The organism is Actinoplanes sp. NPDC004185, from assembly GCF_053603475.1.
In genome coordinates this window covers 162,187-181,423 of record NZ_JBSGFR010000011.1, presented here as the reverse complement: position 1 = coordinate 181,423, position 19,237 = coordinate 162,187, and the positions used below count along the sequence as shown (strand labels likewise).

Below are 19,237 nucleotides of genomic sequence, written 5' to 3'. Positions count from 1 at the left end.
ACCCTGGGTATAGATGAGCGCCACTCATGATCTCGTCATTGTTCCTTTGTGTGATGCGAACGCGACTGCACGTGCAGAATTCGCGGTCCAATCGCGAGATTCGTTATCCAGCTGCAAGTTCCGACGAAGCGGGCATAGGGCCCAGGCCTGTTTAGCATGGCCATCTATACAGCTCTGACCAGGCATTCTGTCCTCGGCCTCCCGCGCCCACCGCAGGCGCATGGCGCGGAACAGAGCGTGACGAGGCCCAGCTCATCCGGGTTGCCGAGGAGTCGAGACCTGGCCGATCGTCCGCTAACATCCTCGCCGTCGATGGGGAATGCTCGGTCCGACGGCGGACCGACAACCGCCCCGGCATCAGCACGCATGGCGGTGCAGTGCTGATGTTTCTTCCGATCGCGCATGTGGGGGCACATGAGCACGACGGACCTGCCCGGTTCGAGTCTGCTGGCCGGTCGCTACCGACTGGTCGAGCGGCTCGGTGCCGGCGGGATGTCAGTGGTCTGGCGAGGGTTCGACGAAGTGCTCGGTCGTCAGGTCGCGGTGAAGGTCCTGCCGCCCTCGACGAGCACCGACCCCTCGTTCCGACGCCGACTCCGCGCGGAGGCCCAGGCCGCCGCACGGCTGAGCCACCCGCACATCACCAACGTCTACGACTACGGCGAGGCGACCACCGTCGACGGTGAGCCGGTCCCGTACGTCGTCATGGAGCTCGTCGACGGCGAGTCGCTGGCGGCCGTCCTGGCCCGTTCGCGCCGGCTCCCGTGGCCGGCCGCGGTCCGCATCTCCTCCGAGGTCGCGGCGGCCCTGGCGGCCGCGCACGCCCGGGGCATCGTGCACCGCGACGTGACCCCGGCCAACGTCATGCTCACCTCCGGCGGCGCCAAGGTCGTCGACTTCGGCATCTCGGCCCTGATCGGCGAGAACGACATCGACCCGGACGGCAGCCTGCTGGGCACGCCGGCCTACCTCGCGCCCGAGCGGCTCGAGGGCGGCCAGGTCAGCCCGGCCACCGACGTGTACGCGGTCGGCCTGCTGATCTACCGCACGCTGATCGGGCAGCTCCCGTGGGACGTCGGCACGACGACGGCCCTGTTGCGCGCCCACCAGTACACGGAGCCGGAGCCGCTGCCGCCGGTCGAGGGCCTGCCCAGCGCGGTCTCCGCGCTGATCGCCCGCTGCCTGGAGAAGCGGCCCGCGGACCGCCCGTCCAGTGCCGAGCTGGCGCACGTGCTGGGCACGGTGTCGGCCGGGGTGCCGGCCAGCCGCGCCTACGTGCCGGACTGGGCCGAGAACGGCGAGGACACCACGATCCTGCCGTCCGCCCGGCGGGACACCGACGGCTTCGGCCGGGTCCGGCCAGGTCTGGCCCAGGTGCACTCCGCTGCTCCGGGCCGCGGTGTCGCCGCTGTTCCCGCTGCTGAGGCGCCGGTCTCGCCGGCCCCGGCCGGAACGCCGGTGCCCCCGGCGGTCTCGGTCGCCGAGGTCGAGGCGGCCGTCGGCCCGGTGTCGTCCCCGCCGCAGCGCGGGGCTCGCAACAGCCGGTTCGGTCCCGTGCCACCGGCTCCCGCGGGCGCCTCGGCGGCGGGCGCCACGGCGCCGCCCGTCGAGGATTCCGCTCCGGCCGGCCCGGCCCTGCGTCCCGCCTTCGGTGGCGACGACGCTTTCCGGCCGCCGCCCCGCCAGGACGGCCCGGCCGCGTCGCCGGCCCGTCCCTCCGGTGCCGGAGGCAACGGCGGCCGGGGCAACACCCCGCCCGCCCGTCCCGGTGGCGGCAGCCCGCCCAACCAGAACAGGCCGGGCATCGCGGCCACCGGCCCCTCCGGCCCCGGTGGCAACGGCGGCATCACCCAGCGGCGCCGGGTGCTCATCATCTCCGGGTCGATCGTCGGTGCGGTCCTGGTCGCCTCGGCCGCGGTGGCCGCGCTCTCCCAGGACAGCACGCCGAAGACCCCGAACGCGGGATCGACCACGCTGACCGGCTCGAACAAGTGCGTGGTCAGCTACGCGGTCTGGGAGGACAAGGACAAGAAGTTCAAGGCGGCGATCACGCTGGCCAACCGGGAGAATTCGGCGATCAAGGACTGGAAGCTCTGGTTCCTGATGCCGGGTGACCAGGTGGTGTCGGGCAACGGTGGGCTCAAGCTGGACCAGCAGGGGCAGGGTGTCACCGTGCTGGGCCGCACGCCGCTGAGCCCGCAGCAGACCAGGACGCTCGAGTTCACCGGCCGCTACCGGGCCAGCAACGCCGCCCCGATGGTGTTCGAGCTCGGCGGGGAGACCTGCCAGACGTTCGTCTCGCCGGCGCCCGGCGCGCCGTCGCGGCCGGTCGAGCACCTCACGAACGGCACGGTCCGGCTGGGCCCGGTGCCGACCAAGGACACGCCGATCCCGGGTATCTCGATCAACCCGGGCGGGGTCGCCGTCCCGGTCCCGGTCAACACGACGGTGCCGGCCGGGGTCACGCCGACGACCACGACACCGGGCGTAGTGGTGGACACCGGTGGCAACGGGAACGGCAACGGCAACGGCAACGGCACCGGCGGCGACGACGGGACCCCGGTGGAGCCGTCCGCGCCGACCACGACGCCGGCTGCCACGCCGACGACCACGGAGCCGGCCGTGACGGAGACGAGCCCGGCGGTGACGGACACGTACGTCGACCCGGGCGACACCTCCGGCAACGAGCCCGTGCCGGGGGCCGTGGGCTGAAATCCGACAAGCGCGTCCTCGGGCGGTCGACCGGAGTTCCGGTTGGGCCGCCCGAGCTGCGCGTAAGGTCGAAATTGAGCCCGACAGGAACCGGTGCTGCCCGTGACGACCCGCGACGGCCGTGACGAGAGCCTTCCGCCGAAATCGGTATGAACCGTATCGGCGTGCCTGCGGGCCGGGTTGACGCCCACGGGGAAGATGACTGATACCGGTCTGCAACCTGAGCGGTTCCGGTCGGCACCGGCGCGAGCGTTAGCTGGAACCAGGCAAGTCGTCGCACATCGGGGAGTTCCACATGATCAGCACCGTCCAGGACCTGGCCGCGGAGGCTCTGTTCGTCTCCTACCTGCAGCCGTCCGAGTGCCCGAGCCGCCAGACTGTCGAGGAGACCGTCACCGCCATGCTGCTGCGCCACGGCAGCGACGGCTGTGCGGCCGGCGTCGCCGCCGAGTTCGGTGACCACCCGGAGGCCGCCGTGCGCCGGATGAACTGGGTGCGCCGCGAGCTGAGCGCCATGCTGGCCGCGCCGCGCCGCCCGCACTTCGCCAGCTGAAACAGGCCCCGGGGGAACGCCCCCGATAGCTGAGCCTTTTTCGTAAAAAACACCTCAAAAGCAACCGAGTTCGGCCGCCACTGCACCCTTCGGCCATAAGTGTTCTCCTCATCAGCCGGTTCACCTGCCGGCTTGTACGAGCGAGGAGGAACACGTGACCGTGACGACCGAACTCCCCGCCACCGTCGGCATCGTCCATGACGCGCCGTCCGCGCGCGACCTCGAGGACCTGGTCCGCGAACACATGCCGATGGTGGGACACCTGGTTCGGGAACTGCTCAACCGCGTACCCGGCCACGTTCACGCCGACGACCTGTCGTCCGCCGGATTCGCCGCACTGCTCGGCGCCGCGCGCTCCTTCGACGTGAGCCGGGGCATCCCGTTCCACCGCTTCGCCGCTGTCCGGATCCGCGGCGCGCTGCTGGACGAGCTGCGCGGGCAGGACTGGGCCAGCCGATCGGTCCGGGCCCGGGCCCGCCGTACGGCGACAGCCCGCCAGGAACTCACCGCGGCCCTCGGCCGGACCCCGTCGGAGGCCGAGGTGGCCGAGATGCTCGGCATCGGCGTCGCCGAACTGGCCAGCGTCGAGGACGATGTGCAGAAGGCGGCCCTGCTCAGCCTGCAGGGCTTCCCCACCGGCGCCGCCGAGGAGATGGTCCCGGAGCTGTCCGAGGGGCCCGAGGACCTGCTGCTCAAGCGGGAACGGCTGGGATATCTGCACCAGGCCATCCAGGCCCTGCCCGAGCGGCTGCGCCTGGTGGTCACCCAGTCCTTCCTGCAGGAACAGCCGCTCAGCGACGTGGCCGCCGAGCTCGGGGTCACCGAGTCGCGGATCTCACAGCTGCGCACCGAGGCGTTGCGCCTGCTTCGGGAGGGCCTGAACAGCTCGCTGGCCCCGGAGCTGCTCACCGTGGCGGCCGGCGGACCGCGGACCCGCAAGGGCTGCCTGCAGCGGCGGCGGACCGAGTACTTCGCCCGGGTCGCGGAGCAGGGCAACCTGCGGACCCGGTTGGCCTTGACCGACAGTCACGGCGTACCGATCGCGGTTGCCGCCTGACCGGTGGGGCGACTCGGCGACCGGTTCTCCGGCCGCGGGGTCGCCCCGGCCCCGGGGAATTGCGGCCGGGAGCTGGCCGCAATGGTTCCTACGGTAGGCGGATGAGACCTTTCCGGATCGCCGTCGACCCGTACGACCTCACCGACCTGGACGAGCGGCTGGCCCGGACCCGCTGGCCCGCGCAGTTGCCCGGGGCGGACTGGGACCGCGGCGTGCCGGTGGAGTGGCTGCGCGAGCTGGCCGAACACTGGGGCACCGGTTACGACTGGCGGGCGTACGAAGCGCGGCTCAACACCTTCCCGCAGTGGATCACCGAGATCGACGGTCTGGACATCCACTTCCTGCACGTCCGGTCCCCGCGGCCGGACGCACTGCCGCTGATTCTGAGCCACGGCTGGCCGAGCTCGTTCGTCGAGTTCATCAACCTGATCGAGAGGCTCAGCGCGGACTTCCACGTGGTGGTGCCGTCGGTGCCCGGCTTCGGCTTCTCGGCGGCCCCGCGTACGCCGGGCTTCGGGGTGGCGCAGGTGGGCCGGATCTGGGCGCAGCTGATGAGCCGCCTGGGATACGAGCGCTACGGCTCGCACGGGGGTGACCTGGGCGCGTACCTCGCACCGGCAGTCGCGGTGGCGGCGCCGGACCGGGTGGTGGGCGTGCACGTGAACGCCGGTCCGGGCATGCCGACCGAGGCGGACGTGCCGGGCATGAGCGAGGCCGAACGGGCCGACTACGCGGCGATGCAGGAGTGGGCCGGGTCGGGCGTGGACCACCACTCCCTGCTGCGGGCGGCGCCGCAGACCTTCGCGTACGGGTGGCATGACTCGCCGGTGGCGCTGCTGGCCTGGCACATGCAGAAGATGAAGGAGTTCGGCGACCTGGTGATCGACCGGGATCTGCTGCTGACGAACACCAGCATCTACTGGTTCACCGGGACGGCGGCCTCGTCCTCGTGGTTCATGTACGACACCCCGGCGTTCGCCTGGCCGCAGGGGCAGAAGGCGGTGCCGACGGGTGTCTACGCCGGGGGACCGCCGCTGTTCCGGCGGCTGGCCGAGGAGCAGAACACGATCACGCACTGGCCGGCCGGGAATCCCGGTGGCCACTTCGTCGCCCTGCACGAACCGGCCGCCCTCGCCGCCGACCTGCGCACCTTCTTCGCGCCACTGCGCTGAGCCGCGACGCCGCGGGCCGCCGGGGCGCGCCATGCCGCGGGCCGCCGGGAGCGGCATGCCGTGACGAGCGGCCGAGGCGCGTCACACCGCGACGGGCCGGCGGTGCGGCTCGACGCAGAGCGGGTCCAGGGCCGCCTGTACCTGCCGGATGTCCTGCCCGACGGCGCCGGCCAGCATCCCCGGCCCGGCGAGCGGCATCAGCGCCGCGTCCCCGCCGAGCAGCGCGGGGGCGGGCAGCTCCGGACCGGCGAGGATGAGCGAACCGACCGCCCGGCCACCACCGAGCACCGCCGCGCCCGACCAGCCCGGGGCCCGGGGACCGACCGTCAGCTCGTGGCGGTGCAGGGTACTGCCGGCGTACCGGATGGTCAGGTCGGTGTGCACGTCGCCGGACGGCTCGTCGTGCCGGCCGCAGACCAGATCCTCGCGCCAGAGCAGGGTGCCGCCGGACTCGATCTCGACCCGCGTGATCGCGTGATGATCACAGCCGGTCGCCGCGATCAGCGGCTCCGGCTGCCACCGCAACGTCGCGCCGGCCGCGACGACCGCCCGGATCTCCAGCCGCGACGCCGGCGCACCCGGCCGTCCGGGCAGCGCCAGCTGCGCGGCCACACTGCGCACCGCCAGCCGCGCCCCCGGCCCGACCTCGATGTCCAGCCGCAGGTCGTCGCCCCGCAGTGGCCCGGCGGCCCCACCGACGAGGTGCACGGTGACGTCACCGCCGGTCCGCGGCCCGGTGCGGCGCAGCAGCAGCGGCGACTCCCCGCGCAGCACCGCGAGCCGGGTGCCGCCCCGTCCGTCGGACTCGGCGACGATCCGCGCTTCGGCCCGCATCAGCCCGCCACCCGGCAGCCCATCAGGCCGCGGGCACCCGGGCCGCGACCAGTGCGCGGATCCAGTCGGCGACCGGGGTGGCCGCCCGGTCGCCGACCAGCGACAGGAACACCGTCGGCAGCTCACCGCGCCGTGCCCGGGCATCCCGGTCCATCACCGACAGATCAGCTCCGACCAGCGGCGCGAGATCCGTCTTGTTGATCACCAGCAGGTCGGCGGTCGTGACCCCCGGCCCGCCCTTGCGCGGCACCTTGTCGCCGCCGGCCACGTCGACCACGAAGATCTGCTGGTCGATCAGGCCTTTGCTGAACGTCGCGGTCAGGTTGTCCCCGCCGCTCTCCACCAGCACGAGGTCCAGCGGCCCGAGCGTCGCCTCCAGATCCTCGACCGCGTCCAGATTGGCGGAGATGTCGTCCCGGATCGCGGTGTGCGGGCAGCAGCCGGTCTCCACCGCGCGGATCCGGTCCGCCGGCAGCACCCCGTTGCGCAGCAGGAAGTCGGCGTCCTCGGTGGTGTAGATGTCGTTGGTCACCACCGCGAGCCGGAGCTCGGCGCCCAGCGCCCGGCACAGCGCCGCGACCAGCGCGGTCTTGCCGGAACCGACCGGGCCGCCGATGCCGATGCGCAGGGCCCGCGGGCCGGGGTGCAGCGGCGCATGCGGATCGACGCCCGGGTCGGGATGGGTGTGACCGACCTCGTCGGGATCGTGTTCGTGCAGTTCAGGATGCAAAGAGACGCACCTCCCAGGTGGCGTGCAGCTCGGCGCCGATGTCGAGCAGCGGGGCGCCCGCGGCCGGCAGGGCGTCGACCGGGTCGTGGGCCCGAGCCGCGGCGTCCGCCGCGATCCGGTCTATCTCGGGTGCCAGCCCGGCGAGCAGGGCATGCACCGCGTAAGGGTCCAGGCCGAGCAGCCGCACGGCCGCGCTGGCCGGTCCGCTGACGGCCCCGTGCGCCGCGGCGACCGCGGCCTCCAGCGGCCCGAGCCCGGCGGCGGCGGCCACCGCCCCGAGCGCGACGGGATGGTGGGGCTCGCGGCCGACGGCCGGCACCGGCCACATGGCCCGCCCGGCCCGCAACAGCGCCCGCCCTTGCGCGCGCGAGGCCCGCCGCAGGGCGGGCGACGGCGTCCGGGCATCCAACCCACGATCAAGATCTGCAAATGCTCCGGTACGGGCACAAGCGCCGGCCGCGAAAGCAGCGGACACGAAGCCCGTGGTCCGCAACCGGCCGCGCAGGAACCCGCCGACGTCCCGGACCTCCCGCACCCGTCCGGCCGCGACCGCGGTCTCCAATCCGCCGGAATGCGCGTGCCCACCGGACGGCAACCGTCCGTCGGCCAGCACCAGCAGCGTCGCGAGGCTCATGCCGATCAGAACAGGAAGTAGCGCTGGGCCATCGGGAGCTCGGTCACCGGGTCCGGCTCGATGACCTCGCCGTCGATGCGGACCGTGAAGGTGTCCGGCTCGACCTCGATGCGGGGCAGGGCGTCGTTGTGGGGCAGGTCCGCCTTGCCCACCGAACGGGTGTCCGCCACCGGCACCAGGGCCCGCCTGACGCCGATGCGGTCGCCCAGCAGGGCGTCCAGGGCGGCCGGCGCCACGAAGGCCACCGAGGTCGCGGACGGGACCACGCCGTAGGCGCCGAACATCGGACGGGGGAGCATCGGCTGGGGGGTGGGGATCGAGGCGTTCGCGTCGCCCATCTGGGCCGAGGCGATCATGCCGCCCTTGATCACCAGGGCCGGGCGGACGCCGAAGAAGGCCGGGTCCCACAGGACCAGGTCGGCCAGCTTGCCGGGTTCGACCGAGCCCACCTGCTCGGCCATGCCGTGGGCCAGTGCGGGGCAGATCGTGTACTTGGCCACGTACCGTTTCGCTCTGAGGTTGTCCGCCGGGCCGTCGCCCGGCAGGGCGCCGCGGCGCGCCTTCATCACGTGCGCGGTCTGCCAGGTCCGCATGACGACCTCGCCGACGCGGCCCATCGCCTGCGAATCGGAGCCGATCATCGAGATCGCGCCCAGGTCGTGCAGGAAGTCCTCGGCCGCCATCGTGGACGGGCGGATCCGGCTCTCCGCGAACGCCAGGTCCTCGGGCACCGAGGAGTTCAGGTGGTGGCAGACCATCAGCATGTCCAGGTGCTCGCTGAGGGTGTTGCGGGTGTACGGCCGGGTCGGGTTGGTCGACGACGGCAGCACGTTGGGGTGCGAGGCGACCGTGATGATGTCCGGCGCGTGCCCGCCGCCGGCCCCTTCGGTGTGGTACGCGTGGATCGACCGCCCCCCGATCGCCCGCAGCGTCTCCTCGACGAAGCCGGCCTCGTTCAGGGTGTCGGTGTGGATGGCGACCTGCACCCCGGACGCGTCGGCGACCCGCAGCGCGGCGTCGATGACCGCCGGCGTGGTGCCCCAGTCCTCGTGCAGTTTGAAGCCGCCGGCCCCGCCGCGCAGCTGCTCCCACATCGACTCGCTCGACATGGTGTTGCCCTTGCCGAGCAGCAGCACGTTGATCGGCCAGTGGTCCAGGGACTCGAGCATCCGGGCCAGGTGCCAGGCGTTCGGGGTCACCGTGGTGGCCTTGGTGCCCTCGGCCGGGCCGGTGCCGCCGCCGATGATCGTGGTGATGCCACTGGCCAGCGCGGTGTCCAGAATGGTGGGACTGATCAGGTGGACGTGGCTGTCGATGGCGCCCGCGGTGAGGATCTTGCCGTTGCAGGCGATGATCTCGGTGCCGGGGCCGATCACCAGGTCCGGGTGGACGCCGTCCATGGTGTCGGGGTTGCCGGCCTTGCCGAGCGCCACGATCCGGCCGTCGCGGATGCCGATGTCGGCCTTGACGATGCCCCAGTGGTCGAGCACCACCGCGCCGGTGATCACCGTGTCCGGGCTGCCCTCGGCGCGGGTGGCGCGGGACTGGCCCATGGACTCGCGGATCACCTTGCCGCCACCGAAGACGACCTCGTCGCCCGGCTGCGGGCCGGCGCTGCGGTCCTCCTCGACCTCGATCAGCAGGTTGGTGTCGGCGAGCCGGATGCGGTCGCCGGCGGTGGGGCCGTACAGGGCGGCGTAGCGGCCGCGGTCGAGTGTGGTCACGCCATGGCCTCGCTGTGCTCCCGTTGGGCTGCGCCGTTCCCACGGCCTGGCTCGGCAGTCGGTTTCACCGGGGGCTCCCGTTCGACGGCTGGTCTTCTCCGGTGTCCTCGTCCAGCGAGCCGGCGGGTTCGATGTCGTCGGGGTCGGCCGGCGACGGCTCCGGCGTCCGGTCCAGCGGACCGCCGGCCAGGCCGCGCAGGCCGGGGACGATCCGGTGGCCGGTGAAGGGGATCAGCTCGACGTCGCGGGGCAGGCCCGGCTCGAACCGCACCGAGGTGCCCGCGGGCACGGCGAGGCGGTGGCCCCAGGCGGCCTCGCGGTCGAAGTCGAGGGCCGCGTTCGCCTCGGCGAAGTGATAGTGCGAGCCCACCTGCACGGGCCGGTCGCCGGTGTTGCGCACGGTCAGCGCGAGCACCGGCCGCCCGGCGTTGAGCGTGATGTCGCCGTCCCCGGCGATGATCTCCCCGGGCACGATCATGAGATCGGCCCGTGCACGGTGACGAGCTTGGTGCCGTCCGGGAACGTCGCTTCGACCTGCACCTCGGCCAGCATCTCGGGCACGCCGTCCATCACGTCCTCGCGGGTCAGCACCCGCCGGCCGGCGTCCATGAGCTCGGCGACCGTACGCCCGTCCCGCGCGCCCTCCAGGAGGAAGGCCGTGATGATCGCGGTCGCCTCGGGGTGGTTCAGGCGCAGACCACGCTCTCGCCGGCGCCGGGCGACGTCCGCCGCGACGTGGATGAGCAGGCGTTCCTGCTCGTGCTGGCTGAGGAACAAAACCGACCTCCCCTGATCACCCAGCGATGCTCGCAGCTGGACGTTTCCGGCGTGTTACCCCGCCCCGCAGGCGTGATCATCCTGATGAGACCACGCCTGCCGGGACAACGCCGGGGGAAACGCCGGTCAGCTGAGGCCGCGGGGGATGCGCCAGAAGGCGTACCCGGCCAGCAGCATGGCTAGCAGCAGGTAGATCCCGAACTCCAGCCACTGGAAGGTCCAGTACCGGTCGGCCGGCTGGTAGGTCAGCACGCTGTGCAGGTTCAGCGCCTCCAGGCAGGCCTTGTCCTTCTCGAAGTCGCCGGTGAAACAGGCCTCGGTCACGGCCTTGCCGGGCTGGGCGCCGGTGCTGTCGACGAGCACCGCTTCGCTGGTCAGCATCCAGGCCCCCGGCACGTCGTAGCCCTCCACCGACACCTGGCCGGCCGGATTGGTCCAGATGCCGTGCGCGCCGCCCGCGGTGAACTGCACGTTCTCGGTGATCGGCCCCTGCAGGTGCGGGCGGATGACGGTAGGCATCAGGACCTGGATCGCCGCGAACGCGGCCAGCGTGACGGCCATCGCGATGACGGTCCGCTTGGTGAGCAGCCCGATGGTGATCCCGGCGACGACGGCGAACACCGCGTAGCCCAGCGGGGCCAGGTTGCGGGTGGGGAAGAAGAGCGGGTCGAAGCGGTCGTTGAGCGCCCGGTCGTACGGGCTCGCGGCCCAGGTGAAGAGCAGGCTGAGGATGCCGGTGAAGGCCAGCGCGGCCAGCGTGACGAACGACAGCTTGACCGCCAGCCACCGGGTCCGGGTGATGCTCTGGTTCCAGACCAGCCGGTGCGTGCCGGCCTCGAGCTCGCGGGCGATCAGCGGCGCGCCCCAGAACGCCCCGATGACGGCCGGGATCAGGATGATGAGGAAGCCGGTGAGCAGCAGGACGGAGAAGTACTTGTCCTTGAGCAGTTGTGTGCCCGAATCCACCGAGCAGCCCGTGCAGCCGACGTTGGTGTCGTAGGCGCTGCGCAGCTGCAGGCCGAGGATCACGAGGTAGATCGCGAGAGCGCCGAGCGCGACGAGGGCCACCAGGGCCTGGCCGCGGAACTGTCGCCAGGTCAGCCAGATCATCGGTGCGCCTCCAGGGTCTGCGGGGTGAAACCACCGACGGCACCGTGGGCGGCCCGGGTGAGATAGGCGAGGACCATGTCCTCCAGGCCGATGCGCTCGGCCTCGACGGGGATCCCGGGCAGCGCGCCGAGCGTGTCGTGCACGATCAGCGTGCTCTGCCGGTCGGTGTGCTCCGCCTGGATCACCTCGACGCCCGGTGGCAGCAGGTCGAGGTCGCCGCGGGCCGCGACCAGGCGGTAGTGGGCGGCGAGCAGGTCGTCGACGTCGCCGGCGAGCTGCACCCGGGCGGCGGTCAGCACGATCAGGTGGTCGCAGACCCGTTCCAGGTCGCTGAGCAGGTGTGACGACAGGATGACGCCGACCTCCAGCTCGGCGACGAACTCCATCAGGCTCTGCAGGAACGCGCGCCGGGCCAGCGGGTCCAGCGACGCCACCGGCTCGTCGAAGATCAGCAGCTCGGGCCGCTTGGCGGCGGCGATGGTCAGGGCCAGCTGGGCCCGCTGGCCGCCGGAGAGCCGGCCGGCCTTCTGGGCCGGATCGAGGCCGACCTGGGCGACGCGCCCCTCCGCCAGCGCGTCGTCCCAGCCGGGGTTCAGCCGCCGGCCCAGCTGCAGGTGGTCGGCGACGGTCAGGCCGGCGTAGACCGGGGTGTCCTGGGCGACGAAGCCGATCCGGGCCAGCTGGGCGGCGTCGGCGGCCGGGCGCGAGCCGAGCACCTCGATGGTGCCGGCCGTCGGCGTGATCATGCCGGCGGCGAGGTTGAGCAGTGTGGACTTGCCCGCGCCGTTCGGCCCGACCAGTCCGACGACGCGGCCGGCGGGCACGGTCAGCGTGACGTCGGTGAGGGCGGGCCGGCTGCCGTAGCTCTTGCTCAGTCCCTGGGTGCGCAGGACCGGATTCATGGGGTCACCTCGGTTGCCTTTCGGAATGTCGTCATGAACAGGGCCTCGATGCTGTCCGCGTCGAGCCCGGCCCGGTGGGCCTTCTCCAGCCAGGCGAGCAGCTCCCGGCGCAGCGGTTCGTGCGCGGCCAGCGAGTCGTCGGCCAGGCTGTGGGTCACGAAGGTGCCGAGCCCCGGGCGGGGGGTGACCAGGCCGAGATGTTCGAGCTCCCGGTAGGCCTTGAGCACCGTGTTGGGGTTGATCGCCAGCTTGGCCACGACCTCCTTGACCGTGGGGAGCTGGTCCCCGACGGACAGCAGGCCGAGCCGCAGCGCCCGCTGCACCTGCTGCACGAGCTGCAGGTACGGCGAGACGCCCGACCGGACGTCCAGGTGAAAGTCGATCACATGTTTCTCGCTTTAACTAGGCTACTAGCACTATAGAGAAAGTGGCGGTCCTCCTGTCAAGGGACAGTGCGGTCACCGGTGCTTCGATAGCGTGCTGCGCATGGCTGAGACCCCGGACTATCTGCGCCCGTTCGTCCTGTCACCGCCGGCCCGTGAGCCGGAGCGGACGGACACTGTGGACACTTACCGGCCGGACGGGGAAGGGCCGTTCCCGGTCGTGGTGGTGGTGCACGGCACGCCGCTGCCGCCCGGGCTGGAGGCGCAGCCCCGGGACTGGCCGCTGTATCGCGGCTACGGCCGGCTGCTGGCCGAGCAGGGGCTGCTCACCGCCGTGGTCGGGTATCAGCTGCCCATCACGCCGGGCCCGGACGGCCTGGTGCTGGACTACGCCACGGCGGCGGATCAGGTCGCCGCCGCCGTGACGGCTGCCCGGGCCGATCCGCGGGCTGACGCGGAGCGGGTGGTGCTGTGGTTCTTCTCCGGCGGTGCCATGCTCAGCGCCGGCTGGCTGCGCGACGCGCCCGCCTGGTTGCGCGGCATCGCCCTGACCTATCCGGTGGTGACCCCGCTGCCGGGCATGGTGGCCGCGCCCGGCTTCGCCGCCCCGGCCGAGGCGGTCGGGCCGGGCGCCCCGCCGCTCCTGGTGACCCGGGTGGGACGCGAGCACCCGGGCTTCGCGGCGGGGGTGGAGACGTTCCTGACCCGGGCCGGCGACGTCGAGGTCGTCGAGGTGCCCGGCGGGCAGCACAGCTTCGACATCGCCGACCACACCGAGGAGTCACGCGCCGCGGTGCGTCAGGCCGTCGAGTGGGTGCGCAAGCGTCAGGCGGTGTAGAGCACGGCGTCGATCTCGATGTCGAAGCCGACCAGCGGGATCGGCAGGGTGGTGCGCACCGGCAGGTGCTCACCCTTGATGTACTGCGGGTAGATCTCGTTGAGCTCGGCGAAGTCAGCGAAGTCGCGCAGGTAGACGCCGACCCGGACGGCCTGGTCGAGGCTGCTGCCGGCCGCCTCGGCCACCGCGGCCAGGTTGCGGAAGGCCGCGTGCGCCTGCTCGGCGAAGCTGCCGGTGACCCGGGTGCCGTCCGGCAGCGCCGGGACCGCCCCGGCCAGGTAGATGGTGTCGCCGGCGACGACGGCATGCGAGTAGGGGCCGCCGACGGGCGCGGCTTGATCGGTAATGATGGCACGCTTCGGCATCAGGAACTCCTCGGTGTCGGTCTCGGGAACTGGTCGGCCAGGCCGTCCGCGCCGACCAGCGGCGCGGTGAGCAGGGCGCGCAGGTCGCGCTCGCGGCGGGCGAGGGCGGCGCGCTGGGCGTCGGTCAGCGGGATCCACGGCGGGACCGGCGGGCTCAGCCGGGGGACCAGCCGGCGGCCGGCCACGTACGTCGCCTCGTTGACCAGCCGCAGCGGGGCGTGCCGGACCTGGCGGTGCGCGTCCACCACCTCGAAGGCTCCCTCCTCGACCCGGAACACCGCCAGGTCGGCGGGTGCGCCGACAGTCAGCGTCCCGCCGGCGAGCCCGAGAGCGCGGGCGGGGCGCACGGTGGCGGCGGCGAGCACCTCGGTCAGCGGCAGGCCGGCGGCCAGCAGTTTGGCCATCGTGGTGGGCAGGTCGAAGACCGGGCCGTGCACCGAACGGGCGTGCAGGTCGGTGGAGATCGTGTCCGGGCCCAGGCCCTCGGCGAGCTGCCGCTCGAGCACGTCGAAGGCGAAACCGCCGGAGCCGTGGCCGATGTCGAGCAGCACGCCGCGGTCGCGGGCGGCGCGCACGGCCGGGCCCAGGGGAGCGGCGATGCCACTCGCGCAGTGCGTCACGATGTCACCCGGGCGCAGCAGGTCGAGGACCTCGTCGAGCGCGGGTGGGGCCGTACCGATGTGGACCATGACCGGAACGCCGCCGGCCTGCGCCGCGGCCAGTCCGCGCCGCAGGGGTTCGACGCCGTTGCCGCCGACGGTCTCGCGGTCGATGCGGACCTTGATGCCACGGATCAGGTCGCGGTGCGCCTGTACGGTGTCGATCGCCAGCGCGGTGTCGCAGTTGTCGAGGTCGCGGCCCTCCCCGGTGCGCCCGGCCAGCCCCACCGCGGAGATGTTGAGCAGCGCCGGCACCCGCACGTCGGTGCCCGCCACCACCCGGCGCAGTCCGGCCAGGGTGTACGCCCCGGCCGACCCGGCGTCCACCCAGGTCGTGACCCCGGAGCGCCAGGCGATCGGATCCGGCTCGATGCCCCAGTAGCCCGGCCCGACGTGCGTGTGCAGGTCGACGAGTCCCGGGGTGACAAGCAGCCCGGCGACGTCCACCACCGTGCGGGCATCCCGGGTCAGGTCGGGTCCCGCGGCCGCGATGAGCCCGTCGCGCACCGCCACGTCGGCCGGTCCCGTCCCGGGCACCTCGCCGCCGGTGAACAGCAGGTCGTAGGTCATGCCGCACTCTCCAGGGCCGCGGTGATGGCCAGCCGGTAGAGCCGCGTCGGGCGGCCCCGGCGGTGCACCTGCGAGCTGCCGTCGTCGATGGCCAGGCCGGACCCGCCCAGCTTGCGGATGAGCCGCCGCCCGCTCGGGTCGGTGATCCCCAGCGACCGGGCCAGCTCGCTGGGCGAGACCGGCCGGCCTCCCAGGTTGCGTTCGATCGCGGCGAGCCGCGACAGCGTCGCCGGGCTCAGCCCGACCCGTCCGGCCAGCGCCTCGATGCCGCCGTGCTCGCGGTAGGTGTAGGCCAGCGGCGTCCCGCCGGCGCCCATCGGGCCGATCATCGTGCCGTTGTCGGAGATCAGGTACGCGCCCGGCTCGGCGTCCTGCTCGGCCCGGGCGGCGGCCCGTTCGGCCAGCGTCACGCACAGCCGGGCCGAGTCGCCCAGCCCGAAGCCCGCCACCGCGCGCAGGCCCAGGGTGTCGCGGGCCTCGGCGAGCACCGGCAGGCCCACCCACCGGTGGGTGACCGCTTCGAAGAGCGCCGCATGAGCGAACACCACGACGCCGCGCCGGCCCCGGTTGTCGATCCACGCGTCGGCGAAATCCGGGGTGTTGAGCAGCAGGTGCAGCAGCCCCACCCGGGCCCGGTCCAGGTCGGGGCTCTCCTGCGGCCTGGCGATGAGGAAGACCCCGGCGGCGAAGCGCAGGCCGTCGGCCCGCTTGTGCCGGATGCGCAGGGCCAGTTCGTGCAGGTCGGCGCGGATCGTGCCGGGCGTGGCCAGGGCGTGCAGGACGGCGACGCTGCCGTCGAGGGCGGCGGCGACACCGGTACGGACGCTGATCACGTACGCGGCGCCGGTGCGGGCCAGCTGCTCGCGGTGGAACGCGACCACGTCGGCGATCGGCTGTTCCGGCTCGAACGGCAGGCCCGCGATCGCCTGCCGGTCCAGCCCCAGCGCGGTGGCCACCTCGTCGACGGTCTCCTGGGCGAACGTGTCGATGCTGACCGGCGTGGCCGGCCAGCCGTTGCCCCGGGCCCGGGCCCAGGCCAGGGCCAGATCCAGCGCGGCCGAGCGCGTCACCGCGACCGGCAGCTCCGGCGGCAGCAGATCCCGGGACCGGGCGTACGGGACCAGCCCCAGCAGCAGTCCGTCGAGCTGTCCGGCCCGCAGCAGCCCGGCGACCCGTTCCCGGATCTGGTCCTCGTGCTCGTAGACCGCCCAGGCGAACCGCACCCCGGTCAGGGTGCGGGCCGCCTCCTCGAACCGGGGACGGTGGCTCGCGTGCAGCACCAGGCCGATCACCATCGCCGCCGGCACGCCCGCCCCCCGCCGCACACCTAGTGGTTCGTAATTGGTCCGTAGTAGCGTGCGCGAAAGGACCGCCCCGGTCAAGCTGGAGGAGACGGACATGACCCTCGACATCCCGGACGAGCTCATCGACTGGCGGGCCAAGGGCTTCTGGTTGCCGGCCGGCGAGGTCACGACCCGCGACTTCGCCGCTGCGCGGCATCACCTGTTCGACGGTTCGTTCACCTGGCCGCTGCTGGCGGTCCGGGATTCGGCGGTACGGGCGAACATCGCGACGATGGCCGCGTACGCCCAGCGGTACGGCTTCTCCTTCGCCCCGCACGCCAAGACGTCGATGGCCCCGACGTTGCTGGACGCCCAGCTGGCGGCGGGTGCGTGGGCGATGACCGTGGCGACGGCGAGCCAGGCCCTGGTGCTGCGCCGGCTGGGGGTGCCCCGGGTGCTGATCGCCAACGAGGTGCTCGATCCGACCGCGCTGGGCTGGCTGGCCGCCGAGTCCGCCGCCGGCTGGGAGGTGTTCCTCCAGGTCGACTCGGTGGCCGCGGTGGATGCGGTGGCGGCCGCTGGCGGGTTGCCCGTGCTGGTCGAGCTCGGGCATCCGGGTGGGCGGACGGGCTGCCGTACCGTCGAGGAGGTTGTCGCCGTGGCCCGCGCAGCCGCCGGCGCGCCGGGGGTCTCGCTGCTCGGGGTGACGGCCTACGAAGGCGCGCTGCCGGATGTCGAGGCGGTGGACGCGTTCCTGGCGACGCTGGTCGAGGCGGCCCGGGCGGTCGCCGGCCTGGCCGGGTCGGAGCTGCTGGTCTCGGCCGGCGGCAGCGCCTGGTTCGACCGGGTGATCAAGGCGCTCGAGGGCCAGTGGCTGGACGGCCACCAAGTCCGCGCGGTGTTGCGCAGCGGCGCCTCGGTGACCCACGACGACGGCTTCTACCGGGAGCGCACGCCGTTCAACCGCGAGCCGGGCGACGGGTCCCTGGCGGCCGCCCTGGAGATCTGGGCCCAGGTGCTGTCCACTCCGGAGCCCGGGCTGGCGATCGTGGGGATGGGCAAGCGGGACGCGCCCTTCGACGAGGGGCTGCCGGTCACCGAGGGGCTCACCGTGACGAAGATGAACGACCACCACACGTACGTGACCGGCGGTTCGCCCGCCGTCGGTGACATGCTGCGCTTCGGTCTGTCGCATCCGTGCACCGCTTTCGACAAGTGGCGGTTCATCCCGGTGGTGGACGACGAGAACGTGGTCGTGGACGTGCTGCACACGTACTTCTGAGCCCTCGACCAGCGAACTACTTACGAACCTGCGCGGTGATGACGTGATCCCTCGCCCGGCGGTGCTGATGCCCGGCTCCGGCAGCTTCACCCTGCACCCGGCGACCCCGGTGACCGCCGAGGCGAGCTTGGAACGGCTCGCCGCCCGGGTCCGGGAGTCGCTCCCGGCGGTTGCCGGACCGGGCGGTGATGAGGGCGGCGCGGTCCGGTTGCGGCTCAGCACCGGGCTGGCGCCGGAGGGGTACGTGCTGGACGTCGGCGCCACGGGGATCGACATCCGGGGCGGCTCCCCGGCCGGCGTGCACCACGGCGTGCAGACGCTCCGGCAGCTCCTGCCGGCCGACACCCTGCGCCGCGCCCCGATCATGCCCGGTCCAGTGCCGGTGCCGGCCGTGCACATCGAGGACGCGCCACGCTTCGGCTGGCGCGGCGTGCTGCTGGACGTGGCGCGCCACTTCATGCCGGTCGCCGACGTACTGCGGTTCATCGACCTGGCCGCGTTCCACAAGCTCAACGTCTTGCACCTGCACCTGACCGACGACCAGGGCTGGCGGGTGGAGGTGCCGGGCCGGCCCCGGCTGACCACGGTCGGCGCCTGGCGGCCCCGGACGATGCTCGGCTCGCGGATCCACGACCGCTACGACGACCGGCCGCACGGCGGGTACTACAGCCCCGCCGACCTGCGGGAGATCGTGGCCTACGCGGCCGACCGGCACATCAGCGTGGTGCCCGAGATCGACATGCCGGGGCACATGCAGGCCGCGATCGCCGCGTACCCCGAGCTGGGCAACGGGTTCGCGGGCGGGGTCCGTACCTCCTGGGGCATCTCCCCGCACGTGCTGAACGTCTCCGACGAGGCCCTGGATTTCTGCCGCGAAGTCCTCGACCACGTCGTCGCGATCTTCCCGGGCGAGCTGATCGGCATCGGCGGCGACGAGTGCCCGTCGGGCGAGTGGGACACCCCGGCGGCCCGCGCCCGGATCGCCGCCGCCGGCCTGGCCGGCCCGCACGAGCTGCAGGCCTGGTTCACCGCCCGGATCGCCGACCACCTGGCCGGGCACGGCCGCCGGATCTACGGCTGGGACGAGATCCTCGCCGGTGGCGCACCGGCCGGAGCCACCATCGCCGCGTGGCGCGGTGCCGAACCGGCGATCCTGGCCGCCCGGGCCGGCCACGACGTGGTCTCCTGCCCGGACACCTCGGTCTACCTGGACTACCGCCAGTCCGACAACCCGGGCGAACCGACCCCGGTCGGCACCCTGCTGACCCTGGCCGACGTGTACGCCTTCGAGCCGGTCCCACCCGGACTGAGCGAGGCCGAGGCGGGGCGGATCATCGGCGCGCAGGCCAACGTCTGGACCGAGCACCTGGAGTCGGCCCGGCGGGTGGACTATCAGGCCTATCCGAGGCTGTGCGCGTTCGCCGAGACGGTGTGGGGTCCGGCGGACCGTGACCTCGCCGACTTCACCGCCCGGCTGGGGCCGCATCTAGGTCGGCTGGATGCGCTGGGGGTCAACTATCGGCCGCTGTCCGGGCCGCGCCCTTGGGACGCCCGGCCGGACGCGCCGGGCCATCCCCGGGATCTGGCGGACCGGGTGGCCGAGGTGCACGAGATGACGGCTGACCTGCGGCGCTGATGCGGCCGGATGCGGC

19 protein-coding genes are annotated in these 19,237 nt (G+C 73.0%); 7 read left to right on the top strand and 12 right to left on the bottom strand.

Annotated features, from left to right (window positions below):
• Nucleotides 1-414 precede the first annotated feature (414 nt).
• The 4 genes from ACWEOZ_RS14140 to ACWEOZ_RS14125 all read left to right on the top strand — a co-directional run bounded on the left by ACWEOZ_RS14140 (nt 415) and on the right by ACWEOZ_RS14125 (nt 5,494).
• Entirely contained in the window at nt 415-2,712 is a 2,298-nt protein-coding gene (locus tag ACWEOZ_RS14140; RefSeq protein ID WP_451911114.1) for a protein kinase domain-containing protein, read from the top strand.
• Between the two features lie 295 nt (nt 2,713-3,007).
• On the top strand, nt 3,008-3,265 hold the full coding sequence (locus ACWEOZ_RS14135) for a hypothetical protein (protein ID WP_451911113.1): 258 nt from the start codon (nt 3,008-3,010) through the stop codon (nt 3,263-3,265).
• A gap of 154 nt (nt 3,266-3,419) precedes the next feature.
• On the top strand, nt 3,420-4,322 hold the full coding sequence (locus ACWEOZ_RS14130; RefSeq protein WP_360556097.1) for a sigma-70 family RNA polymerase sigma factor: 903 nt from the start codon (nt 3,420-3,422) through the stop codon (nt 4,320-4,322).
• A 101-nt stretch (nt 4,323-4,423) separates the two neighbouring features.
• Nucleotides 4,424-5,494 carry an epoxide hydrolase family protein gene (locus ACWEOZ_RS14125; protein WP_451911112.1) on the top strand — a complete coding sequence of 357 codons (1,071 nt, stop codon included), beginning with the start codon at nt 4,424-4,426 and terminating at the stop codon, nt 5,492-5,494.
• Nucleotides 5,495-5,575: 81 nt separating this feature from the next.
• Here ACWEOZ_RS14125 and ACWEOZ_RS14120 read toward each other — a convergent pair whose 3' ends face one another.
• The 9 genes from ACWEOZ_RS14120 to ACWEOZ_RS14080 all read right to left on the bottom strand — a co-directional run bounded on the left by ACWEOZ_RS14120 (nt 5,576) and on the right by ACWEOZ_RS14080 (nt 12,591).
• Complete coding sequence (locus tag ACWEOZ_RS14120) at nt 5,576-6,328, bottom strand: urease accessory protein UreD (RefSeq protein ID WP_451911111.1); 753 nt, start codon at nt 6,326-6,328, stop codon at nt 5,576-5,578.
• Between the two features lie 22 nt (nt 6,329-6,350).
• Nucleotides 6,351-7,058 carry an urease accessory protein UreG gene (ureG, locus tag ACWEOZ_RS14115; RefSeq protein WP_451911110.1) on the bottom strand — a complete coding sequence of 236 codons (708 nt, stop codon included), beginning with the start codon at nt 7,056-7,058 and terminating at the stop codon, nt 6,351-6,353.
• Nucleotides 7,048-7,692, bottom strand: coding sequence for an urease accessory protein UreF (locus ACWEOZ_RS14110; RefSeq protein ID WP_451911109.1), 645 nt, complete (start codon nt 7,690-7,692; stop codon nt 7,048-7,050). Before ACWEOZ_RS14110 ends, ureG begins: the two co-directional genes overlap by 11 nt.
• Before the next feature lie 5 nt (nt 7,693-7,697).
• Complete coding sequence (locus ACWEOZ_RS14105) at nt 7,698-9,416, bottom strand: urease subunit alpha (RefSeq protein WP_451911108.1); 1,719 nt, start codon at nt 9,414-9,416, stop codon at nt 7,698-7,700.
• Nucleotides 9,417-9,480: 64 nt separating this feature from the next.
• Nucleotides 9,481-9,894 carry an urease subunit beta gene (locus ACWEOZ_RS14100; RefSeq protein WP_451911107.1) on the bottom strand — a complete coding sequence of 138 codons (414 nt, stop codon included), beginning with the start codon at nt 9,892-9,894 and terminating at the stop codon, nt 9,481-9,483.
• Nucleotides 9,891-10,193 carry an urease subunit gamma gene (locus ACWEOZ_RS14095; protein WP_360829165.1) on the bottom strand — a complete coding sequence of 101 codons (303 nt, stop codon included), beginning with the start codon at nt 10,191-10,193 and terminating at the stop codon, nt 9,891-9,893. The genes ACWEOZ_RS14100 and ACWEOZ_RS14095 overlap by 4 nt, the downstream gene beginning before the upstream one ends.
• A gap of 126 nt (nt 10,194-10,319) precedes the next feature.
• The gene (locus ACWEOZ_RS14090) at nt 10,320-11,303 is read right to left on the bottom strand and encodes an ABC transporter permease subunit (protein ID WP_451911106.1); all 984 of its coding nucleotides are present in this window, start codon (nt 11,301-11,303) and stop codon (nt 10,320-10,322) included.
• Complete coding sequence (locus ACWEOZ_RS14085) at nt 11,300-12,205, bottom strand: ABC transporter ATP-binding protein (RefSeq protein ID WP_451911105.1); 906 nt, start codon at nt 12,203-12,205, stop codon at nt 11,300-11,302. The genes ACWEOZ_RS14090 and ACWEOZ_RS14085 overlap by 4 nt, the downstream gene beginning before the upstream one ends.
• Entirely contained in the window at nt 12,202-12,591 is a 390-nt protein-coding gene (locus ACWEOZ_RS14080) for a GntR family transcriptional regulator (protein WP_451911104.1), read from the bottom strand. The genes ACWEOZ_RS14085 and ACWEOZ_RS14080 overlap by 4 nt, the downstream gene beginning before the upstream one ends.
• Before the next feature lie 100 nt (nt 12,592-12,691).
• Here ACWEOZ_RS14080 and ACWEOZ_RS14075 point away from each other — a divergent pair, with 100 nt between their 5' ends.
• Nucleotides 12,692-13,426: an alpha/beta hydrolase gene (locus ACWEOZ_RS14075; protein WP_451911103.1), complete on the top strand. Its 735-nt coding sequence runs from the start codon at nt 12,692-12,694 to the stop codon at nt 13,424-13,426.
• On the opposite strand, the gene ACWEOZ_RS14070 is transcribed toward ACWEOZ_RS14075, so the two are convergent.
• From ACWEOZ_RS14070 to ACWEOZ_RS14060, 3 genes are read right to left on the bottom strand one after another with little or no spacing between them, the layout of a single operon-like run.
• Nucleotides 13,414-13,791, bottom strand: coding sequence for a RidA family protein (locus tag ACWEOZ_RS14070; RefSeq protein ID WP_451911102.1), 378 nt, complete (start codon nt 13,789-13,791; stop codon nt 13,414-13,416). The genes ACWEOZ_RS14075 and ACWEOZ_RS14070 overlap by 13 nt on opposite strands.
• Entirely contained in the window at nt 13,791-15,020 is a 1,230-nt protein-coding gene (locus ACWEOZ_RS14065; protein ID WP_451911101.1) for an amidohydrolase family protein, read from the bottom strand. The genes ACWEOZ_RS14070 and ACWEOZ_RS14065 overlap by 1 nt, the downstream gene beginning before the upstream one ends.
• Nucleotides 15,017-16,327 carry a transcriptional regulator gene (locus ACWEOZ_RS14060; RefSeq protein ID WP_451911100.1) on the bottom strand — a complete coding sequence of 437 codons (1,311 nt, stop codon included), beginning with the start codon at nt 16,325-16,327 and terminating at the stop codon, nt 15,017-15,019. Before ACWEOZ_RS14060 ends, ACWEOZ_RS14065 begins: the two co-directional genes overlap by 4 nt.
• Before the next feature lie 49 nt (nt 16,328-16,376).
• On the opposite strand from ACWEOZ_RS14060, the gene ACWEOZ_RS14055 reads away from it, so the two are divergent.
• Nucleotides 16,377-17,585: an alanine racemase gene (locus ACWEOZ_RS14055; protein WP_451911099.1), complete on the top strand. Its 1,209-nt coding sequence runs from the start codon at nt 16,377-16,379 to the stop codon at nt 17,583-17,585.
• A 43-nt stretch (nt 17,586-17,628) separates the two neighbouring features.
• Nucleotides 17,629-19,221: a beta-N-acetylhexosaminidase gene (locus ACWEOZ_RS14050; RefSeq protein ID WP_451911098.1), complete on the top strand. Its 1,593-nt coding sequence runs from the start codon at nt 17,629-17,631 to the stop codon at nt 19,219-19,221.
• Nucleotides 19,222-19,237 lie beyond the last annotated feature (16 nt).